The sequence below is a fragment of the Streptomyces sp. CA-249302 genome, assembly GCF_050936785.1.
Taxonomy (GTDB): Bacteria; Actinomycetota; Actinomycetes; order Streptomycetales; family Streptomycetaceae; genus Streptomyces.
Genome location: NZ_JBNJMG010000001.1, coordinates 315,374 through 334,636 on the forward strand (window position 1 = coordinate 315,374; position 19,263 = coordinate 334,636).

19 protein-coding genes are annotated in these 19,263 nt (G+C 71.8%); 9 read left to right on the plus strand and 10 right to left on the minus strand.

Annotated features, from left to right (window positions below; genetic code table 11):
• The first annotated feature begins 49 nt into the window (after window positions 1-49).
• Window positions 50-1,423: an NAD(P)/FAD-dependent oxidoreductase gene (locus ACQEWB_RS01405; protein ID WP_432826123.1), complete on the plus strand. Its 1,374-nt coding sequence runs from the start codon at window positions 50-52 to the stop codon at window positions 1,421-1,423.
• Between the two features lie 80 nt (window positions 1,424-1,503).
• Window positions 1,504-3,747: an FUSC family protein gene (locus ACQEWB_RS01410; RefSeq protein WP_432826125.1), complete on the plus strand. Its 2,244-nt coding sequence runs from the start codon at window positions 1,504-1,506 to the stop codon at window positions 3,745-3,747.
• Window positions 3,748-3,753: 6 nt separating this feature from the next.
• Here ACQEWB_RS01410 and ACQEWB_RS01415 read toward each other — a convergent pair whose 3' ends face one another.
• The 5 genes from ACQEWB_RS01415 to ACQEWB_RS01435 all read right to left on the minus strand — a co-directional run bounded on the left by ACQEWB_RS01415 (window position 3,754) and on the right by ACQEWB_RS01435 (window position 6,902).
• The gene (locus tag ACQEWB_RS01415; RefSeq protein WP_432826127.1) at window positions 3,754-4,185 is read right to left on the minus strand and encodes a hypothetical protein; all 432 of its coding nucleotides are present in this window, start codon (window positions 4,183-4,185) and stop codon (window positions 3,754-3,756) included.
• Between the two features lie 44 nt (window positions 4,186-4,229).
• A complete protein-coding gene (locus ACQEWB_RS01420) occupies window positions 4,230-5,096 on the minus strand; it encodes an ANTAR domain-containing protein (protein WP_432826129.1) in 867 nt (288 codons plus the stop codon).
• Window positions 5,093-5,368: a DUF5133 domain-containing protein gene (locus ACQEWB_RS01425; RefSeq protein WP_432826131.1), complete on the minus strand. Its 276-nt coding sequence runs from the start codon at window positions 5,366-5,368 to the stop codon at window positions 5,093-5,095. The genes ACQEWB_RS01420 and ACQEWB_RS01425 overlap by 4 nt, the downstream gene beginning before the upstream one ends.
• A gap of 28 nt (window positions 5,369-5,396) precedes the next feature.
• Window positions 5,397-6,257 (minus strand): SigB/SigF/SigG family RNA polymerase sigma factor, encoded by an 861-nt coding sequence (locus ACQEWB_RS01430; protein ID WP_432826133.1) that lies wholly within the window; start codon window positions 6,255-6,257, stop codon window positions 5,397-5,399.
• Between the two features lie 204 nt (window positions 6,258-6,461).
• Window positions 6,462-6,902 (minus strand): ATP-binding protein, encoded by a 441-nt coding sequence (locus ACQEWB_RS01435; protein WP_432826135.1) that lies wholly within the window; start codon window positions 6,900-6,902, stop codon window positions 6,462-6,464.
• A 127-nt stretch (window positions 6,903-7,029) separates the two neighbouring features.
• On the opposite strand from ACQEWB_RS01435, the gene ACQEWB_RS01440 reads away from it, so the two are divergent.
• Both ACQEWB_RS01440 and ACQEWB_RS01445 read left to right on the plus strand, forming a co-directional pair.
• Window positions 7,030-7,263: a hypothetical protein gene (locus tag ACQEWB_RS01440; protein ID WP_432826137.1), complete on the plus strand. Its 234-nt coding sequence runs from the start codon at window positions 7,030-7,032 to the stop codon at window positions 7,261-7,263.
• Between the two features lie 266 nt (window positions 7,264-7,529).
• A complete protein-coding gene (locus tag ACQEWB_RS01445) occupies window positions 7,530-7,985 on the plus strand; it encodes a cyclic nucleotide-binding domain-containing protein (RefSeq protein ID WP_432826139.1) in 456 nt (151 codons plus the stop codon).
• Between the two features lie 15 nt (window positions 7,986-8,000).
• Here the strand turns inward: ACQEWB_RS01445 and ACQEWB_RS01450 are convergent, their stop codons facing one another.
• Both ACQEWB_RS01450 and ACQEWB_RS01455 read right to left on the minus strand, forming a co-directional pair.
• Window positions 8,001-9,299: an MFS transporter gene (locus tag ACQEWB_RS01450; protein WP_432826141.1), complete on the minus strand. Its 1,299-nt coding sequence runs from the start codon at window positions 9,297-9,299 to the stop codon at window positions 8,001-8,003.
• Window positions 9,300-9,419: 120 nt separating this feature from the next.
• Complete coding sequence (locus ACQEWB_RS01455) at window positions 9,420-10,037, minus strand: LysE/ArgO family amino acid transporter (protein ID WP_432826143.1); 618 nt, start codon at window positions 10,035-10,037, stop codon at window positions 9,420-9,422.
• 66 nt (window positions 10,038-10,103) lie between these two features.
• Here ACQEWB_RS01455 and ACQEWB_RS01460 point away from each other — a divergent pair, with 66 nt between their 5' ends.
• The gene (locus ACQEWB_RS01460; protein ID WP_432826145.1) at window positions 10,104-11,015 is read left to right on the plus strand and encodes a LysR family transcriptional regulator ArgP; all 912 of its coding nucleotides are present in this window, start codon (window positions 10,104-10,106) and stop codon (window positions 11,013-11,015) included.
• Between the two features lie 47 nt (window positions 11,016-11,062).
• On the opposite strand, the gene ACQEWB_RS01465 is transcribed toward ACQEWB_RS01460, so the two are convergent.
• Together ACQEWB_RS01465 and ACQEWB_RS01470 are read right to left on the minus strand one after the other, a co-directional pair.
• Window positions 11,063-12,850 carry a sensor histidine kinase gene (locus ACQEWB_RS01465; RefSeq protein WP_432826147.1) on the minus strand — a complete coding sequence of 596 codons (1,788 nt, stop codon included), beginning with the start codon at window positions 12,848-12,850 and terminating at the stop codon, window positions 11,063-11,065.
• A complete protein-coding gene (locus ACQEWB_RS01470) occupies window positions 12,840-13,538 on the minus strand; it encodes a response regulator transcription factor (RefSeq protein ID WP_432826149.1) in 699 nt (232 codons plus the stop codon). Before ACQEWB_RS01470 ends, ACQEWB_RS01465 begins: the two co-directional genes overlap by 11 nt.
• 92 nt (window positions 13,539-13,630) lie before the next feature.
• On the opposite strand from ACQEWB_RS01470, the gene ACQEWB_RS01475 reads away from it, so the two are divergent.
• The 4 genes from ACQEWB_RS01475 to ACQEWB_RS01490 are packed head-to-tail and all read left to right on the plus strand — an operon-like array spanning window position 13,631 to window position 17,316.
• Complete coding sequence (locus tag ACQEWB_RS01475) at window positions 13,631-14,182, plus strand: hypothetical protein (RefSeq protein ID WP_432826151.1); 552 nt, start codon at window positions 13,631-13,633, stop codon at window positions 14,180-14,182.
• Window positions 14,169-15,407, plus strand: a complete 1,239-nt coding sequence (locus ACQEWB_RS01480) for a hypothetical protein (protein WP_432826153.1) — start codon at window positions 14,169-14,171, stop codon at window positions 15,405-15,407. Before ACQEWB_RS01475 ends, ACQEWB_RS01480 begins: the two co-directional genes overlap by 14 nt.
• Window positions 15,404-16,114 carry an ABC transporter ATP-binding protein gene (locus ACQEWB_RS01485; protein ID WP_432826155.1) on the plus strand — a complete coding sequence of 237 codons (711 nt, stop codon included), beginning with the start codon at window positions 15,404-15,406 and terminating at the stop codon, window positions 16,112-16,114. Before ACQEWB_RS01480 ends, ACQEWB_RS01485 begins: the two co-directional genes overlap by 4 nt.
• Window positions 16,111-17,316 (plus strand): ABC transporter permease, encoded by a 1,206-nt coding sequence (locus ACQEWB_RS01490; RefSeq protein WP_432826157.1) that lies wholly within the window; start codon window positions 16,111-16,113, stop codon window positions 17,314-17,316. Before ACQEWB_RS01485 ends, ACQEWB_RS01490 begins: the two co-directional genes overlap by 4 nt.
• Window positions 17,317-17,323: 7 nt before the next feature.
• Here ACQEWB_RS01490 and ACQEWB_RS01495 read toward each other — a convergent pair whose 3' ends face one another.
• Window positions 17,324-19,192 (minus strand): endo alpha-1,4 polygalactosaminidase, encoded by a 1,869-nt coding sequence (locus ACQEWB_RS01495; RefSeq protein ID WP_432826159.1) that lies wholly within the window; start codon window positions 19,190-19,192, stop codon window positions 17,324-17,326.
• Window positions 19,193-19,263: the final 71 nt, after the last annotated feature.

Consider the following 19,263-nt stretch of genomic DNA (forward strand, 5'->3'; position numbering starts at 1 on the left):
GGGCATGCGAAGAGCGTTGGATGCAGACCGCCTGGAGCCGCAGAAAGGGATGAACGACGTGACACGACCCAGGATCCTGGTGGTTGGCGCGGGCTTCGCCGGTGTGGAGTGCGTGCGCCGGCTGGAGCGGAAACTCGCGCCCGACGAGGCGGACGTCACCCTGGTGACGCCCTTCGCCTACCAGCTCTACCTGCCGCTGCTCCCCCAGGTCGCCTCCGGTGTGCTGACGCCGCAGTCGATCGCCGTGTCCCTGCGGCGCAGCAAGAAGTACCGCACGCGGATCATTCCGGGCGGCGCCATCGGCGTCGACCTGAAGTCCAAGGTGTGCGTCGTCCGCACCATCACCGACAAGATCGTCAACGAGCCGTACGACTACATCGTGCTGGCCCCCGGCAGCGTCACCCGCACCTTCGACATCCCGGGTCTGACCGAGCACGCCTTCGGCATGAAGACCCTCGCCGAGGCCGCCTACATCCGCGACCACGTCATCTCCCAGCTCGACCTGGCCGACGCCAGCGAGGACCCGGCGGAGCGTGCCTCCCGGCTGCAGTTCGTGGTGGTGGGCGGCGGTTACGCCGGCACCGAGACCGCGGCCTGTCTGCAGAAGCTCACCCACGGGGCCGTCAAGCGCTACCCGCGTATCGATCCGTCGCTCATCAAGTGGCATCTGATCGACATCGCCCCGAAGCTGATGCCCGAGATGGGCGACAAGCTCGGTCGCAGCGCGATGGAGATCCTGGCCCGGCGCGGCATCGACGTCTCGCTGGGCGTGTCCATCGCGAAGGCGGGCCCCGAGGAGGTCACCTTCACCGACGGCCGGGTGGTGCCCACCCGCACCCTGATCTGGACCGCCGGCGTGGTCGCCAGCCCGCTGATCGCCACGCTCGGCGCGGAGACGGTCCGCGGCCGGCTCGCGGTGAGCACCGAGATGACCCTGCCGGGGCAGGACGGCGTCTTCGCGCTCGGCGACTCCGCCGCGGTGCCGGACAAGGCCAAGGACGACGACAGCGCGATCTGCCCGCCCACCGCACAGCACGCGATGCGGCAGGGCAAGCACGTCGCCGACAACGTCATCGCGACCCTGCGCGGGAAGCCGCTGAGCCCGTACGTCCACAAGGACCTCGGGCTCGTCGTCGACCTGGGCGGTACGGACGCCGTCTCCAAGCCGCTCGGCATCGAACTGCGGGGCATCCCCGCCCAGTTCGCGGCCCGCGGCTACCACTGGGCGGCGCTGCGCACGAACGTGGCCAAGGTCCGCGTCGCGACGAACTGGACGCTCAACGCGCTGGCCGGCGACGACTTCGTGCGCACCGGCTTCCAGGCCCGCAAGGCGGCGCGGCTCAAGGACTTCGAGTTCACCGACGCCTACCTGACACCGGAACAGGTGCGAGCCCACGTCGAGGGCGCCGACCGGAAGGAATGAGACGGGTACGGGCCGTCCGGTCGCGTCGTGTCATGCTGAGATCCGGATCATGACGTGACAACGGGAGCGAGTACGGCGGCGTGAGGACAGCGGTTGGGTCGGTCCGGGCGCGGTTGCGCGATCGTGTCGTGGCCTCCGATCCGGGCCTGCTGCGGCTGGCCGCGGGCCTGCGCACGGTGGCCGCGATCGCCCTCACGCTGGCCGTGCTCGCCCTGCTGCGGGCGGACGTGTCCCATCTGGTGGCGGGGGCCATCGCGGCGATGGTGGCCACCTTCGCCATCCGGGAGAAGCAGCGGGGTGCCCAGGCCGTCACGCTCGCGTTGGGCCTTCCGGTGGCGCTGGCCTCCGTGTCGCTGGGCGCGGTGCTGCACTCCCGTGTCGTGGCCGGCGACCTGTTCTTCGTCGCGCTCATCTTCTGCGCCGTCTACGTCCGGCGGTTCGGAGACCGGGGTACCGCGCTCGGGCTGATCGGCTTCCAGATCTACTTCGTGTCCCTGTTCGTCGGCGCCACCGTCTCCGCCCTGCCGGCGCTGTGCGGAGTCATCGCCGTCGCCTTCGCGTCCAGCGCGCTGGCCCGCTTCGTGCTCGTACCGGAGACGCCCGCGGGGATCCTGGAGCGGCTGCGCGACGCCTTCCGGGCGCGGCTGGCCCAGTTGGTGACCGCACAGCTCGAACTCCTCGACGCCGGAGCGGACGAGAGCGAGAAGGCGCTGGCGGCGCTGCGCGAGGGCACCGCCCGGCTGCACGAGACGGCGATGATGATCCAGGGCCGCCTTGAGGACGGCACCGCGGACGCGGCCGTGGCCCGGCTGGTCCAGCGTCGTGTCGCGGACGCCGAGATCGCCGCCGAACGCCTCGGCCTGCTGCTGCTCACCGCGCGCAGCGCCGAGCGGGCGGACACGCTAACCCTGCATCTTCCGGGCGCGCCCGTGCCGGAGGGCGGCCGGCTGCCCGACGGGGAAGAGGCGACGGCGGCCCTGCGCCGGGACCTGGAGGCGCTACGGCTCCTCGTGCTGCGGCCGGTCTCCGGGAGCACGGGCACCGGTCTGGCGCAGGTGCGCAACCGGCTGCTGGGCTACCGGGACGAGGAGAACCTGGCGAAGGCCTCGCCCGCCGTGCAGGACGTCTTCCGCGGCATCGGCGAGTCCGCCCGCTCTGTCCTCGGTCTGCGCATCGCGCTGGACGGCCCGCAGGACGAGTCGGACGACACCCCGTCCACGGCGCGCTCGCGGGAGGAGCTGGACGCCGAGGACGCCGCGATCGACGCGGGCGAGGAGGCCGCACAGGAGACGCCGGCGGGGCTGGACCGGCCCACCACGCGGGCGGCCGTGCAGGTCGCGGTGGGGTCGTCGCTGGCCATCGTCGGCGGCGAGTTCCTGTCCAGCCAGCGCTGGTACTGGGCGGTGCTGACCTGCTGGATCGTGTTCATCAACACCGCCTCCACGGGCGAGATCCTGGTCAAGGGCTACCGGCGGCTGCTCGGCACCGTCCTCGGCGTCGTCGCGGGTCTGCTGCTCGCGGGCCTGGTGGGCCATCACACCTGGCCGGCGTTCGCGCTGGTGCTGGTGTGCGTGTTCGCGATGTTCTACACGGCACCGCTGTCGTACACGCTGATGTCGTTCTTCGTGACGGCCGCGCTGGGCGTGCTGTACACGCTGCTGCACACCTACAGCCTGTCCGTGCTGGTCCTGCGGGTGGAGGAGACGGCGCTCGGCGCGGCCTGCGGGATCATCGCGGCCGCGTTCGTGCTGCCGGTGCACACGGACCGCCGTACGAACGATCTCCTGGTGACCGTCCTCGACCGGCTCGGCGACGTCACGGAGGCCGCCGTCGACCAGCTCAGCGGCGGGCCGCCGGTCGAGCTGCTCGACGCGTCACGGGACCTGGACCAGGCGCTGGCCGACCTGCGGGCCGCCACCAAGCCGCTCACCCACCCCATCACCCCGCTGCGGGGCCGGCGCAACACCGCGCGCTATGTGGTCGCGCTCCTGGAGACCTGCGCGTACCACGCACGCTCCCTGGCCGCGATGGCGGAACTGCTGCCCACCCATCCGTCGATCGCGGCGGATCCGCGGCTGCGCCGGGCCGGGCGGCGCATCCTGCACAACATCGGGGCGATCGCCGCACGCGTCACGGACGGGCGGGCGGCCGTCGAGGTGGAGACGGGGGCGAGCCTCGCCGCCCTCCTCGAGGTCGAGGTCCCCGGCACCTCGCGCTACGGCCGCATCACCGACCGTGTGCTCAGGCATCTGCAGCGGCTCGACGAGGCGGTGGTCGGTCTCGCGCGACCGCTGAAGGTGCCGGTGCGGGCGCCGAAGCGGTGAGCGGCCTCAGAAGTCGGTGGGCAGGTCGCTGACCTCGGCGATGCCGCGCAACTCCTCGTTCTGCCGGTGTCGGTCCCGGATGTAGTCGGCGATCTCGCCGAGCCGTTCCGGGTCGGCGGCGGTGTCCGCGTCGGTGATCACCCTCACCGGCCCGGTCTCCGCCACCTGGATCTCGACGACCTCGTTGTCCAGCCGCCCGGTGACCGCGGCGGCGATGACCAGGGCGGCCTCGTCGCGCAGCTCCTGCGACAGCTCGTCCGCCTCGCCGCCGTCGAGCGCGAAGTCCAGCGAGGACAACCGCTGCTCCGCCAGCGCCCGCAGGACCGGCTCGACCACGTCGAGCAGCTGCCGGTAGTCCTCCGTGTCCATCCGGTTGCGCAGGAGGCCGAGGTACAGGTCGACGGGCCGGTGCTCGGGTGGAAACTCGGATTCGTTCATCCCGTCCGTGTTCCCCGCCTCACGCGCCTCAGACCCGGTCCCGGTCAGCTCCTGCGCATTCGTGTCCCCCGCCGGCTGCGGCCCAGGGCATGCAGATACTCCAGGGCGTCCAGCACCACCGTGCGATCGTGCCAGGCCAGCCACCGGCCGACCTCGGCGCCCACCACGTCCAGCTCCTTGAGCTGGGCCCGGGTCAGACCGCGCAGGGGCTGCTCGGCGTGGGCGGAGACCATGCCGACGCACAGGCCCGCCGCGGTGGTCAGGGGCACGCTGTGACAGGCCCGGCTGCCCGCCGCCAGGATCGCCGCCCGGGCCGGTTCGCTGAACACCGGGTCGCTCTCCACGTCCCGGACGGTGACCTGGGTGAGGTCACGGGCGGCCAGCGCGCAGGACGTGCCCTCCTCGCCGACGTGCTCGAAGAAGTCGACGAAGTCCTCGCTGAGACCGGTGTGCTTCTCGATGTGCAGGCCGCCCCTGACCCGGTCGGCGAGCTGGACGTTGCCCATGTCGGTGCCGACCACGGCGAGCGTCTGGCTCAGTACGGCGCTCAGGACGGCCCCGCGGTTGCCCGGCTCCGGCCGGTGCGTGGGTGCGAAGGTGAGGTCCGGTTCGGGCTGGCGGACGCGCCGCGGGAACCACAGCCGGTCGCCCCCGTCGGGGCGCGGCACGGTTACCACCATGGCCGCCAGCGCCCGCATCCGGACGTTGAACCGCTGGGAGGTGCGCTGAAGCAGTGCGAAGGCGCTGTCGCCGTCGGGCAGTTCGTAACGTTCCTGAAGGATGCCCTGTGCCCGCGAGATCAGCGGATGGGTGCGGGCCCGGGCACGCAGCTCGCGCACCTCGGCCCGCAGCCTCTCCACCTCGTCGCGAGCCGCGTTCCCGTCGGCGGCCCCGTCTCCGGTGGCTGTCATGTACTGGGTACTCCTTCGTCCGCGGTCGGCTCGGGTCTCATGGCGAGGGGTGCGGTGGGGCAGGACCCGTCGGCCGGGGTGGCCGCGAGCAGGCGGTGGGCGGCGTCGAGGGCCCGTCGCACGTCACGGGTGCCGGTCGACACGCACAGGGTGTAGGCCAGGTCCCGCGCCCGTGGGGTCGCCCGGCCCCGGCCGTTCTCGGCCTCCTCGGCGCGCAGTGCCTCGTACTCCTCGACGAGCTTGCGCAGCACGGCGGGGTGGGGGATCGGCATGGCTCTCCCTCCTCGTTCACCGGCGGTCTCAGGCCGCGACACGGCGCTGTCCGGTGCCGCGCCGTTCGGGCTGCGCCATCGCCTCGGCGCGGACCTGGGCGCAGCTGCGGCTGATCAGGCGGGAGACGTGCATCTGGGAGATGCCGAGCAGGTCGGCGATCCGGCTCTGCGTCATGTCCTCGAAGAAGCGCATGTAGAGAATGGCGCGCTCGCGTTCGGGCAGCCGGCGCAGGCCCTCCTTGGCCGACTCACGGTCGATCACGACGTCGTAGGAGGTGTCCGGCTCGCCCACTGCGTCCGAGAGGCTGTATCCGTCCTCGTCGCCGGAGAGCTCGGCGTCCAGCGACAGGGTGCTGAAACTTTCCAGGGCCTCGAGGCCGCAGGCCACCTCGTCCTCGGTGAGTCCGGTGTGGGCGGCCAGGTCCGCGGCGGAGGGTTCGGGGCTGCCCGGCGTCTGGGTGAGTTCGCGGCGGGCGACGCGCACCTTGTTGCGCAGTTCCTGGACCCGGCGGGGCACCCGCAGCGCCCACATGCGGTCCCTGAAGTGCCGCTTGACCTCGCCGGTGACGGTGGGCACGGCGTAGCTCTCGAAGGCGCCCCGCTCCGGGTCGAAGCGGTCGACGGCCTTGACGAGGCCGAGGGCGGCGACCTGGCGGAGGTCCTCGACGGACTCGCCGCGGTCGCGGAACCGGCCGGCGATCCGATGGGCCATGGGCAGCCAGGCCGTGACGAGTTCTTCGCGGACGGCATCCCGCTCGGGGCCGTCCTGGAGGTGCGCGAGGCGGGCGAAGAGGTCCGCCGTGTCGGGGGCGTCGTCGTGCCGCCGCCTGCGCCGGGCGGCCGGGCGGGTCCGAGTGCCGGGACGGCTTGTCGACATGTCGATGAGCATGCGGAATCGCTCCTGAACGTGGGTTTCAGGGACTCACCGCGGGAAGTACGCAGCCCGGACCGATGGGAGGGCCCGGGGAAGCCATACCGCTCCCGCAGGGGCGCCTCCGGTCCGAAGCACGACAATCCATCTGCCCTGACCCCGACGGGACAAACCCGGGACGCAGGAAAAGAAGTTCCGGAAGAGAGGTTCAGGAAGAGAGGTTCAGGAGAGCGCCACCTCGGCGGTGATGCACTTGCCGCCGGCGGGAAGCTCGGACACCCGGACGGCTCGGGCCAGCCTGCAGACGATGGGCCAGCCGCGCCCGCCGGTGCGCTGCCGGTCGCGCGCGTCGAGCGGGGCCCTGGCCACGGGCATCTCGTCGCTGCGGTCACTCACCGACACCCGCAGCCACGGCCCCGCGACATCGACGCGGAAGTCGGTGATCCCGCCGCCGTGCAGGATCGCGTTGGTGGTGAGTTCCGAGACGACGAGCAGGGCGTCGCCCAGGGCTGCCGGGTCGCACGGCAGGTGGGCGGCCCGGCAGCGTTCGGCCACCACCCGCTCCACGGCCCGACGCGCCTCGGCGGGCCTGCACAGCCGTGTCGTCCCGAAGCCCCTGGAACCCGTCTCGACGATGGTCTCGGTCCTGTGCTCGTTGCACATCGCCTGGCTCCCTGTACGCGTTGACTGGGCCTCTCCTCTACGCCTCACCGGGGCAGGCCGGGACAAACCTTCCGTCGGGCGGCGGCGCACCGGTCATTCTTCGGCGCAATGCGGGTACGCGGACGTCATGACCGATGTCGTGGACTCAGGCGAGCTGCTGCGTCGCCTCCAGCGGGCCCGGTCCTGCGCACAGCAGGAGCAACTGACCTGGCGGGCACGGAGCGACGAGTTCGGGGCCGGCAACCCCGACCCGGCGCAGGACGCCGCCGTGCGGACCTTGGCCTACGAGGTCGTGGTCAGGGTGCTGGACGAGATCCTGACCCCGGGCAAGCGCACGGCGCGCGCGGGAACTTCCGAGTGAAACAGGTCACGTGACCCGCTTAGAACTACGCGAAAGCCCCGTTGATGGTTTACCGTTCATACATACGTGGTGACGGAGTGGACCATATCGGTCCTCCGACATCACCGCTTACGGCCCTGGCTGGCCTCCCCCGTCCAGCCAGGGCTTTTTCATGTCTTCGGCCTCTTTCGCGGAACTGTCGTCCGCCGAGGTGCTCACAGCGCCCGCAGCGGCTGAAATGGGCGTAGGGAAACACCGGAACCCACGCCGGCGAGGAGCCCCGCGTCATGACCAAAGCGATAAAGCTGCTGACCGCCCTTCCCCCACCCCAGCGCCAGAGCCTGATGACGCTCGCCCGGGAGGTCTCCTTCCCGGAGGACACCCGCATCTTCGAGGCGGGCGGCCGGGCCGACCGCTTCTGGGTGGTCCGCTCGGGGGCGGTCTCCCTCGACCAACGGGTCAACTCGTTGCAGCGGGTGACCGTGGCGAGCCTCGGCGCGGGCGATCTGCTCGGCTGGTCCTGGCTGTTCCCGCCGCACGAGTGGGACTTCGGCGCGGAGGCCTTCAGCCCCGTGCGGGCCTACGAGTTCGAGGCGGCGCAGGTGCTGCAGTTGTGCGAGGAGGATCCGCAGCTCGGGGTGGTGCTGGTGCGCAGCGTCGCCGAAATCCTCGCGCACCGGCTGGAGATGACACGGGGCAAGCTCATGGAGCAGTACGCGACGCACCGGCGCGGCGCACTGTAGGGCCTGTCCGGCGGATCAGATGCGGTAGCGGCGCAGGGCGGGTACCGCGAGGGCGAGGGTCAGCATCACGGCGACGACCAGGAGTCCGCCGCCGGCCACCGCCGTGCGCGGGCCGAAGGCCGAACCCGCGGTGCCGTGCAGGACGTCCGCCAGGCGCGGGCCGCCGGCGACGACGACCGTGAAGACGCCCTGCATCCGGCCGCGCATCTCGTCGGTGGCGGCGGACAGCAGGATCGCGCCGCGGAACACCATCGAGACCATGTCGGCGACCCCGGCCGCGGCCAGGAAGACGACCGCGATCCACAGGTTGCCGCTCAGCCCGAAGCCGGTGATCGCCAGCCCCCAGGCGACGACCGCGCCGATCACCATCGGTCCGTGCCGGCGGGCCCGGGAGAAGCTGCCGGAGAACAGCCCGCCGAGGACGGCGCCGATGGGGATCGCCGCGAACAGCAGGCCGAGCGCGAGCCCTTCGCCGTAGGAGCCGTACGTCTCGGCGGCGAGCTGCGGGAACAGGGCGCGGGGCATGCCGAAGACCATCGCGATGATGTCGGCGAGGAAGGAGAGCAGCAGCACCTTGTGCATGGAGATGTAGCGGAAGCCTTCCGCGATCGCCCGTACCCCCGCGCGCCGGACCGCGGTACCGGTGAGGGGCGGCAGCGAGGGCAGCCGGTAGACCGCCCACACGGTGACGCACAGTGCGAGCGCGTCGATCAGGTACAGCTCGGGCAGGCCGATGACCGGGATCAGGGCGCCGGCCAGCAGCGGGCCCACGACCTGGCCGGTCTGCATGACGGTCGAGCCGAGGGCGTTGGCGGCGGGCAGCTGCCCCTCGGGGACCAGCCGGGCGATGGAGGCGTTGCGGGCCGGGGCGTTGAGGCCCCAGAACGCCTGCTGCATGGCGAGCAGGACCATCAGCGCGGCCACCGACTCCAGCCCGGTGACGGCCTGGAGCCAGAACAGCAGCGAGGTGACGGCGATCCCGCTGTTGGTGATCAGGAGCAGCTTGCGGCGGTCCATGGTGTCGGCGACCGCGCCGCCCCACAGCGCGAACACGATCAGCGGCAGCAGCCCGGCGAGGCTGGCGGCGCCGACCCAGGCCGAGGAACCGGTGATGTCGTAGATCTGCTTGGGCACCGCGACCGCGGTGAGCTGGCTGCCGACCGCCGTGACGATCGTCGAGGACCACAGGCGGCGGTAGGCGGGGATGCGCAGCGGACGGGTGTCCATGGCCCAGCGGCGCCAGCCGCGCCGCGGAGGTTCCTCCGCGGCGGGGGCCGGTGACTGGGGTTCGGTGCTGCTCTCGCTGGTGTCCACGCGCGTCCTGGTTGCTCGATACATCTTTCGGGTCCAGGGTTCACTATCCCAGCAGCGTCCGAGAGTTCGGGACGCGCATTCTCAGGTTGTGGACTTCGGCGGCTCGCCTTCATGAGGTTTTCACGCCCTTACGAGGAGCAGGGCGCCGAGCGCGATCATCGTCGCGGCGACCAGCCCGTCCAGCACCCGCCAGGCGGACGGCTTGGCCAGGAAGCGGCTCAGCGCCCGGGCGCCGAAGCCGAGCGCGGCGAACCAGCACAGGCTGGCGGTCGCGGCGCCGAGGCCGAAGGTCCAGCGCATGGGGCCGCGGTGGGCGGCGATCGAGCCGAGCAGGAACACGGTGTCGAGGTAGACGTGCGGGTTGAGCCAGGTCAGCGCCAGACAGGTCAGCACCGCCCGCCTGCGCGAGCCGGCCGCGTCGCCCTCGGCCCGCAGGGCGCCGTCGCCCGGCCGGAACACCCGGCGGGCGGCCAGGGCGCCGTAGCAGAGCAGGAAGGCGCCGCCGATCCAGCCGACCGCAGTGAGCGCCTGCGGGTACGCCACCACCACCGCGCCCACGCCGCCGACGCCGAGCGCGATGAGGACGGCGTCGGACAGGGCGCAGATGCCGACCACGGCGAGCACCGCGTCGCGGCGGATCCCCTGGCGCAGGACGAAGGCGTTCTGGGCGCCGATGGCGACGATGAGGGAGAGGCCGGTGCCGAATCCGGCGGCCGCGGCGGTCAGGGCGTTGGTCATGTCATTGACGCTAGGGAAGCCGCGTCCTGACGCACAGCTAAAGATTCTTACGTATCCTTAGCTCTCGTGAAGTCAGAACTGACCGAGCTGCCCCTCGACCAGGTGCGGACGCTGCTCGCGGTGGTGGACGAAGGCACCTTCGACGCGGCGGCCGCCGCCCTGCATGTGACGCCGTCGGCGGTGAGCCAGCGGGTGAAGGCGCTGGAGCAGCGCACGGGCCGGGTGCTGCTGATGCGGACGAAGCCGGTGCGGGCCACCGACTCGGGCGAGGTGGTGGTGCGGTTCGCCCGCCAGCTGGCCCGGCTCGAGCGCGACGCGCGTGCCGAGCTCGGGATGAGCGGCACCGGGGAGCCGACCCGGGTGTCGATCGCGGTGAACGCCGACTCCCTCGCCACCTGGCTCCTCCCCGCTCTCACCCGGGTACGGCACGAGCCGCGGCTCTGCTTCGAGTTGCGCCGCGAGGACGAGACCCGCACGGCGTCGCTGCTGCGGGAGGGGCTGGTGATGGCCGCGGTGACCTCGTCGCCCGAGCCGGTCACGGGCTGTTCGGTGCGCGTGCTGGGGAGGATGCGGTACGTGCTGGTGGCCAACCCGGACTTCGCGCGGGAGCATCTCACCGGGCCGCTGCGGGACTCCCTCGCCGTGGCCCCGACAGTGGCCTTCGACCGCAGCGACGACATCCAGGACGCCTTCGTACGCCGGCTGCGGCACGACCGGCGCGGGGCCAGTGCGGAGCGCCACTACGTGCCGACCTCGGAGGGCTTCGCCGAGTCGGTGGCCGCCGGTCTGGGCTGGGGGCTGGTGCCCGAGGTCCAGGCCGAGCCCCTGCTGGGCTCGGGCCGTCTCGTCCATCTCGCGCCGGAGCAGTCGGTCGACGTTCCCCTCTACTGGCAGCAGTGGAAGCTGGATTCGCCGGCACTCGCGGCGGTGTCGGAAGCGGTGGTGACGGCTGCCGGAGAGGCGCTGCGCGGGGCGTGAGCGACGTCCCCGGCCTACCGCTTTCCGTCCGGTGCCGTCGAACGGCTTCAGTCCGAGGTGCGGGGCAGGCGCAGTGTGAAGATCGTCTCCGTGTTCGGGGTGCTGGTCACCGCGACCGTGCCGTCGTGGGCCTCGGTGAGCTGGCGGACGATGGCCAGGCCCAGGCCGCTGCCGCCGGTCTGGCGGCTGCGGGACTTGTCGGCGCGCCAGAAGCGGTCGAAGACGCGGGGCAGGTCGGCGGCGGCGATACCGCTGCCCGTGTCGGCGACCTCGATGACGATCTCGTCGCCCACGCTGCGGGAGCGCAGGGTGACGGTGCCGCCGGGAGGGGTGTGCCGGATGGCGTTGGACAGCAGGTTGCCGATGGTCTGGCGCAGGCGCGCGGGGTCGGCGTGGAGGACGGGGGTGTCCTCGATGCGGGTGGTGAGCGTGACGCCGGCGGTCTCGGCACCGCCGCGGTGGGCCGCGGTGACGTGGTCGAGGAGCTCCCGCAGGCGCAGGGGTTCGGGGTGCAGCCGGAGTCGGCCCGCGTCCGCCTGGGCCAGGTGCTGGAGGTCGTCGACGATGTGCTGGAGCAGCAGGGCCTCCTCGAGCAGGGAGGCGACGAACGCCTCGTCGGAGGCGGCGAGTCCGTCCTGGGCCGCTTCGAGCCAGCTGCGGATCGTGCTGAGCGGGGTGCGCAGTTCGTGGGCGACATCGCTGACCATCGCCTTGCGCTGGTCCTCCACCCGTTCGCGGCGCTCCGCCAGGTCGTTGAAGGCGGCGGCCAGATGACCGATCTCGTCGTGGGTGGTCACCGGTACCCGCTGATGCTGCTGGGCCGGGCGGCGGGCGGCGTCGGTCAGTGCCCGCAGGGGTCTCACCAGCCGGCTGCCCACGGTGACGGTGACGGCCACGGTGAGGACGAGGACGAGAGCCGCGACACCGGCGACCCGGCCCGTGTTGGCGGACGAGAGGTCGAAGCCGGGTGCCGCCACCGCTCCGGTCGGGGTGGCGACGAACAGCAGCGCGGGCTGGGCGACGTACGGGGCGAGCTGTTCGCGGCGGGCGGTGTCGATGCACCGCTGGACGGCCTCGGTGTCCTTCCCGGAGGGGGCGAAGTCGAGGCCGACCTGCGCGGGGCCGAGATTCTGGCGTTTCAGGCAGCCGGCGACCAGGGTGTTGAGCCGGTCGAGCGCCTGTTTCTCGGTGCGGGTGGGTTCGTCGAGGGTGTACAGCTCGCACACCTCGCCGGCCTTCCGGCGGATGTTGCTGTCCCCGGTGAGGACGAGGGAGGGCCTGCCGCTCGGCTCCTCGGTGACTCCGGCGGAGATACCGGCGCCGCGCATGCAGGCCTGCAACTTGACCACCCGGACGCGCAGTTCCTTGCGCTCCGCTCCCGGCAGCCGGTACGGACCCACCGCTCGCGGGTCGATGCCGTCCGCCTGGACGCCGGGCAGCAGGGCCGGGTCGGCCCGCAGGGGGTCGAGCAGGGCCGAGGCCTTGGTGGGGAGGGTGGTCGCGGTGCCGGACACCGCGATGGGCCGGCGGTCCTGGGTGGTCAGGGTGATGTGGCGGCCGGTCCGCTCGGTCAGCCGTTTCAGGGTGGGTGTCACCGCGGACCAGTCGGTGTGGTCGGCGGCGTAGCCGATGAGGGTGTCGTAGATCTCGGCGTCGTCGGCGAGGACCTGTCCCTGTTCCTGCTGGATGGCGCTGGTGGTGGTGCGCGCGGCGAGCCAGGCGGTGGCCGCGACCGAGCACACGGCGATGGTGATCGACGCGGCCAGCAGCCGGACCAGCAGACTCCGCCGCAACGGCAGCCGGTCCCTGGTGACTGCGACGCGCTCAGCGTCCACGGCTGCCGTCGGCGAGGCGGTAGCCGACTCCGAACACCGTCTGGAGATAGACCGGTTGCCGGGGTACGGGCTCGATCTTCTTGCGGAGGTTCAGGACGTGCACGTCGATGGTGCGTTCGGTGATGTAACGGTCGTCGCCACGGGTGCCGGCCAGCAACTGGCGCCGGGTGAAGACCCGTTCCGGTTCGGCGGCCATCGTCGCGAGGACGTCGAACTCGCCCGGGGTGCAGGCCACTTGCCGTCCCTCGATCTCGACGACCCGGCGGACGGGGTCGACGGCAAGGGCACCGACCCGCAGCACCGGGTCGTTCGGGGCGGCGGCCATGCGAGTGCGCCGTAGCAACGTGCGGATACGGGCCATCAGTTCGCGCGGGCTGTAGGGCTTGGTCAGGTAGTCGTCGGCGCCGAGGTCCAGGCCGAGCAGCAGGTCCTCCTCGGTGCTGCGCGCGGTCAGCATCAGCACCGGCAGGTCGCTCTCGCGGCGCAGGATGCGGCACACGTCCAGACCGTCGACGACCGGCATCATCACGTCGAGGACCAGCAGGTCGGGCCGGTGGCGCCGCACCTCGTCGAGGGCCGCGCGCCCGTCGTGGACGAGCAGGGCGGTGTGGCCCTCCCGCTCCAGGTAGCGGCGGATCACCTCGGCCTGTTTGGTGTCGTCCTCGGCCACGAGGACACGGGCGTTCATGGGGGTCAGAGTAGGCACGAGGGGATCAGGTCAGACGGCTTTCTGACGGCGTCCTGACAGGATCGTCATAACTTCGGGCCATGGTCTGCGCCATGTTGAAGCTCTTCGAACGAGCCGCGGTGTTCACCGCCGTCGGCGCGGCCGGCCTGGTCGTCCTCACCGCGTGCGGGGGCGTCGGGGGAAACGACGACACGGACAAGGGCGGTCAGGGCGAGGTCGCCTCGCTCACCTCCCCGGCGGCGGACGGCGGTTCGGCCGGCGCGAGCACCGCCGATCCCGACGCGGGGCGGCCGCAGATCCGGCTGGACAGCACCCAGGACGACGTCAACCGCATGTGGGACGGCTGGACGGCCTGTCTCAAGGAGCACGGGGTGGACAAGACGTACAAGAGACACCCGAACGCCCCCGGCGTGAAGGCCTGTGCCGGGAAGCTGCCGCTCGATCCGCCGGAGCTGGACCCGGCCAAGAACCCGGACTTCGACGACGACACCCGGGCCATGGTGCAGTGCATGAACAAGCACGGCATCAAGAGCGTGGTCACGGACCGGGGCTGGGGCCTGGAGGACGGGGCGAGCTTGAACGCCCCCAACTACGACTCGATCATGGTCGGTTGTCAGGTGAAGGCGTTCGGTGGAGACAAGTAACGACACCGAGGGCGCCCGCCCACCGCGCGGACGGCGGGTGGTCGTCGGGACGGTGGCGCTGGCGGTCGTGGTGGCGAGCGCGTGGACCGTGACCGCCTGGCAGAACGACGACGGGAAGCCGGACACCGAGAGCGGTGGCGCCGTGCGGACCGCGACCGCCGTGGTGACCAGGAGCGACCTGTCCAACGCCCAGACGCTCGACGGGACCCTCGGCTACGGTCGCGCGACCACCGTGAAGGGCGGCAAGGCAGGCCTGATCACCTGGCTCCCGACGACGGGGACCACTGTGCGGCGGGGCCGGCCGCTCTACCGCGTGGACAACGTGCCGGTGCCGGTCTTCTACGGCAGCACACCGCTGTACCGGACCCTGGACGCAAGGGGCACCAGCGGGCCGGACGTGCGGACGGTGGCCGACAACCTCCGGGAACTCGGGTACGACATCGGCGTACAGCCCTCGGTGGGTACGTGGGTCACGCCGCAGCCGGTCACCGGCGCGACCGCCGCCTCGGTTACGGCCTCGCCCGCGCCCGCGTCGAGCGGCCCGCCCGAGGCCCCCTCCCCCACCTCCACCGCCCCCGTCCAGGTCCAGCACGGCGACGGTGTCCTGACCGCCGACCTCATCGCCGCGATCAAGAGGTGGCAGACCGCAACCGGCATGCCGTCCACCGGAGTTCTGGGTGTCGGCGACCTCACCGTGCTGTCCGGTGCCGTACGGGTCGAAGGGGTACAGGCGCAGCTCGCCGACGCGGCCGACGGGGCCCTGATGACGGTCACGTCCACCACCAAGTCGGTGACCGTCCCGGTGGACCCGTCCGACGCGGGCTCGATGCGGCGGGGCGACGCGGTGACGGTGAGCCTGCCCGACGCCTCCACGGCCCGGGGCACCATCGCCTCCATCGGCACCGCCGTCCGCACCAGCGACGCCTCGAGCGGGGACGACACCTCCGGGCAGCCCCGGCTGACCGTCGGCATCACGTTGCGCGACACCGCGGCGGTGCGCGGACTGAACTCCGCGCCGGTACAGGTGAAGTTCACCTCGGAGACCCGCAAGGGCGTGCTCACCGTGCCCATCGGCGCTCTGATGGCGCTGCGCGAGGGCGGCTACGCGGTCCAGTTGCCGGGCGGCCGGCTGGTGGCGGTGAAGACGGGGATGTTCTCCAAGGGCCTGGTCGAGGTCAGCGGCGACGGCATCGGCGCCGGGACCAAGGTGGTGACCACCTCATGAGCGCACCCCCGGTACTGGCGGTGCGGGGCGCGAGCATGGTGTACCCCGGCGGTGTCACGGCCGTCCACGAGGTCTCGCTCACCGTCGAGCAGGGTGAACTGCTCGGCATCGTCGGCCCGTCCGGGTCCGGCAAGTCGACGCTGCTGAACATCATGGGCACGCTGGACCGGCCGACCGGCGGCACCGTGGAGATCGGCGGCCAGGACGTCGCGCGGCTCTCCGACCGCAGGTTGTCGGCGTTGCGCGGCCGCCGACTCGGCTTCGTCTTCCAGCAGTTCCATCTCACCGACGGGCTGACCGCCGCCGAGAACGTCGCCACCGGTCTGCTGTACGCCGGTGTGCCGCGCCGCAAGCGCCGCGCGCTGGCCCTGGAGGCGCTGGACCGGGTGGGGCTGGCCCGCCGTTCCCGGCATCTGCCGCCGCAGCTGTCCGGCGGTGAACGGCAGCGGGTGGCCATCGCCCGCGCGCTCGTCAACCGGCCGGTCCTGGTGCTCGCGGACGAGCCGACGGGCGCGCTGGACTCCGCCAACGGCGTGGCCGTACTGGATCTGCTGACGGCGCTGAACCAGGAGGGGACCACCATCGCGGTCATCACCCACGACCGGGACATCGCGGCCCAGTTGCCCCGCCGGGTGGAGATCCGCGACGGCCGCCTTCGCTCCGACACCCGCACCGACGCCCCCGCCCGTACGGAAAGCTGGACATGACCATCACTTCGACGCGACCGGTGCGGCTGGCACCGCTGGACATCCTGGGTCTGGGGCTGCTGGGCATCCGAACCCGCAAGGTGCGGGCGGCCCTGTCCGCGCTCGGTATCTCGATCGGCATCGCCACCCTGATCGTCGTCACCGGAATCCCGGCGTCCAGTCAGAAGGCCCTGATGGAGAGGCTCTCCGCGCTGGGCACCAACATGCTCCAGGCCGTGCCCGCCCACCAGGACCCACCGGTGCTGCTGCCACCGGAATCGGTGGACATGGCCCGGCGGATCGGGCCGGTCACGGTGGCCAGTGCGGTCGCCAACACCCACACGGAGGTCTTCCGCAACGACCGCCTCGGCGCCGACGACTACACGGGGCTGACCGTCCTGGCCGCCCGGCTCGACGTCCTCCGGGCGATCAACGCCGAGGTCGGATCGGGCCGATTCCTCGGCGCGACCACGGAGAGGTTCCCCACCGCCGTCCTCGGCTCGGTCGCCGCCTCCCGTCTCGGCGTTCCGAAGATCACCACCGGGCAGTCCGCCCCGCAGATCTACATCAACCGCCACTGGTTCACGGTGATCGGCATCCTGGACAAGACACCCCTGTCACCGGATATCGACCGCTCGGTCCTGGTCGGTTGGGACGCCGCGCGCACCCTGCTGAAGTTCGACGGCCATCCGACCGTGATCTACCTCAAGGCGAAGGAGTCGCAGATCGAGGCCGTACGCGCCGTGCTACCCGCCACCATCAACCCCGAACTGCCCGGTGTGGTCCAGGTCAGCCGCCCGTCCGACGCGCTGGCCGCCAAACGGGCCACCGAGTCCACCTACTCCGCGCTCTTCCTGGGGCTCGCCGGGGTCGCGCTCCTCGTCGGCGGGATCGGAGTGGCCAACACCATGGTCATCTCCGTCCTCGAACGCCGTCGGGAGATCGGCCTGCGCCGCGCCCTGGGCGCCAACCGGGGCCAGATACGCGCCCAGTTCCTCACCGAGTCCGTCGTCCTGTCGGCACTCGGCGGCCTGGTCGGCACCGTACTGGGCACCCTGGCCACGGTCGCCTACGCCACCCACCAGCACTGGCCGCCGGTCGTCCCGCTCACCTCGGTGACGGCCGGGTTCCTCGGCGCGATCCTGATCGGGATGCTCGCCGGTGTCTACCCGTCCCTCCGCGCGGCCCGGCTGACCCCGACGGAAGCGCTCGCGACGACGTAGTGAGCTCTCAACAGGTCTGGTGGACGTAGCCGTTCGCGCCCTGGGGTACGACCAGTTCGTCGCGGCGGACGACGCTGAGGGTGCTGCCCCAGCCGGAGCAGGCCTGCGCCATGCCCTTCGCCGTGTACTCGATCACGAGCACGTTGCCGCCGAACGCCTCGGCGAACTCCCCGCACTCGTTCCACTCGGCGCACTCCTCCGCCACGGCGAAGTCCAGACCCACGGACTTACGGTCGGCCACGAGTTCCACGGCGTTCTTCTGCGCGACGGCCAGGCCCTTCTCATGGGCGTGCGTCGCCAGCAGCTTCATCAGCGCCTCGGCCTGGTCGGCCTTGAGATACGTCGGGAAGCGCGTGGAGACGTCGTAGTTGTCGGGCTCGACGGCCTTGTATCCCCTGGCCGCGCACTCGTCGATCCAGGTGTTCAGCTTGGCTGCGATGCGCTGCCGCTTCGCCGCCGTACGGATGTCCAGGATCGCCTCGCCCCAGTCCTTGTCGTAGACGACGTTCCCCTTGGCGTCGCGCAGCAGCAGGTCGGCGGCCCAGTCGCGCTCCTCGTCCTCCTGCGCCTGGAAGGCGTTGATGTTGCAGATGTTGTACACACCCGGCGCGGGCTCGCTGTCGTGGTCGCGACCGACCACCCGCACTCCGGCCGCCGGGGCGTACGCGCCGCCGATCTGGTAGTCCCACTGCACATGCTTCGGCGGCAGCGTCACCTTGGCGGCCGACGCGGGCGCGGACGCGGAGGGCGCTGACGCGGACGGCGAGGGCGCGGTGGACCCGGCCTCGCCGGACGAGGAAGAGGAAGAGGAGGCGCTGTCGTGGTCCGACCCCATGCGCACCGCCGCGATGCTCACCCCGGTGACCGCCAGGGCCACCGCGATGCCGACGAGGACGCGCCGGCGGCGGCGTCCGTGACCGGTTCGGCGGCCGCCCGTCTCCGTCGTCCCGCCGTCGACGGCCGGAGCCGGTGGCACCGCGCGGCCCCGGGACATCCGAGTGTCGGCTTCCACGGAGTCGGGCGCCTCCGCCGCCGTCGCCAGCGGAGCAATCGGTGCGACCGGCGCGGCGGAATCCGGCAACGCCCGGAGCAGACGGCGCAGTTCGTCGAGCCCGGGCCGGGCGGCCGGGTCCTTGTCGAGGCAGCGTTCGGCGATGCTCCGGAGCGGTTCGTCGACTCCGTACAGCTCCGGCGCCTCGTACATGACCTGGTAACCCGTCAGGTACGGGCTGCTTCCGTCGAACGGCCGGTTACCGGTGGCCGCGTAGACCAGCAGCGACCCCAGTGAGAAGACGTCCGAGGCCCCGGTGACCTCGCGCGGCGCGGCGAACTGCTCGGGAGACATGAAGGGCGGTGTGCCGATCAGCCGGCCGGTGACGGTGAGGGCCTCGTTGTCGACGGCGTACGAGATGCCGAAGTCGATGACGCGGGGTCCGTCCTCGGCCATGAGGACGTTGCTCGGCTTCAGATCCCGGTGCACCATACCCACCCGGTGGATGTCCGTCAGCGCCTCGACCAGGCCCAGCGCGAGCACGCGCAGTGCGCGTCCGCGCAGCGGGCCCTCCTTGGCCACGACGTCCGACAGCGTGCGGCCCGGGACGTACAGCGTGGCCATCCACGGCTGTTGGGCGTCGGGGTCGGCGTCCACCACCGGGGCGGTGAACGCCCCGCTCACCCGGCGGGCCGCCGCGACCTCCTGCCGGAAGCGGGTCCGGAACTCCTCGTCCTGCGCGTACGGCGCGTGCACGACCTTGACCGCGACCCGCCGCCCCGATTCCGAGAGGCCCAGGTAGACGACACCCATTCCGCCACTGCCGAGCCGGTCGACCAACGTGTAGCCGCCCATGGACTCCGGATCGCCGGGGCTCAGCGACATGACGGGGCACCTTTCCCAAAGTGTCTACCTCGAAAAGCTGTTCTGGTAGATCACATTAATATGGCGCCCCC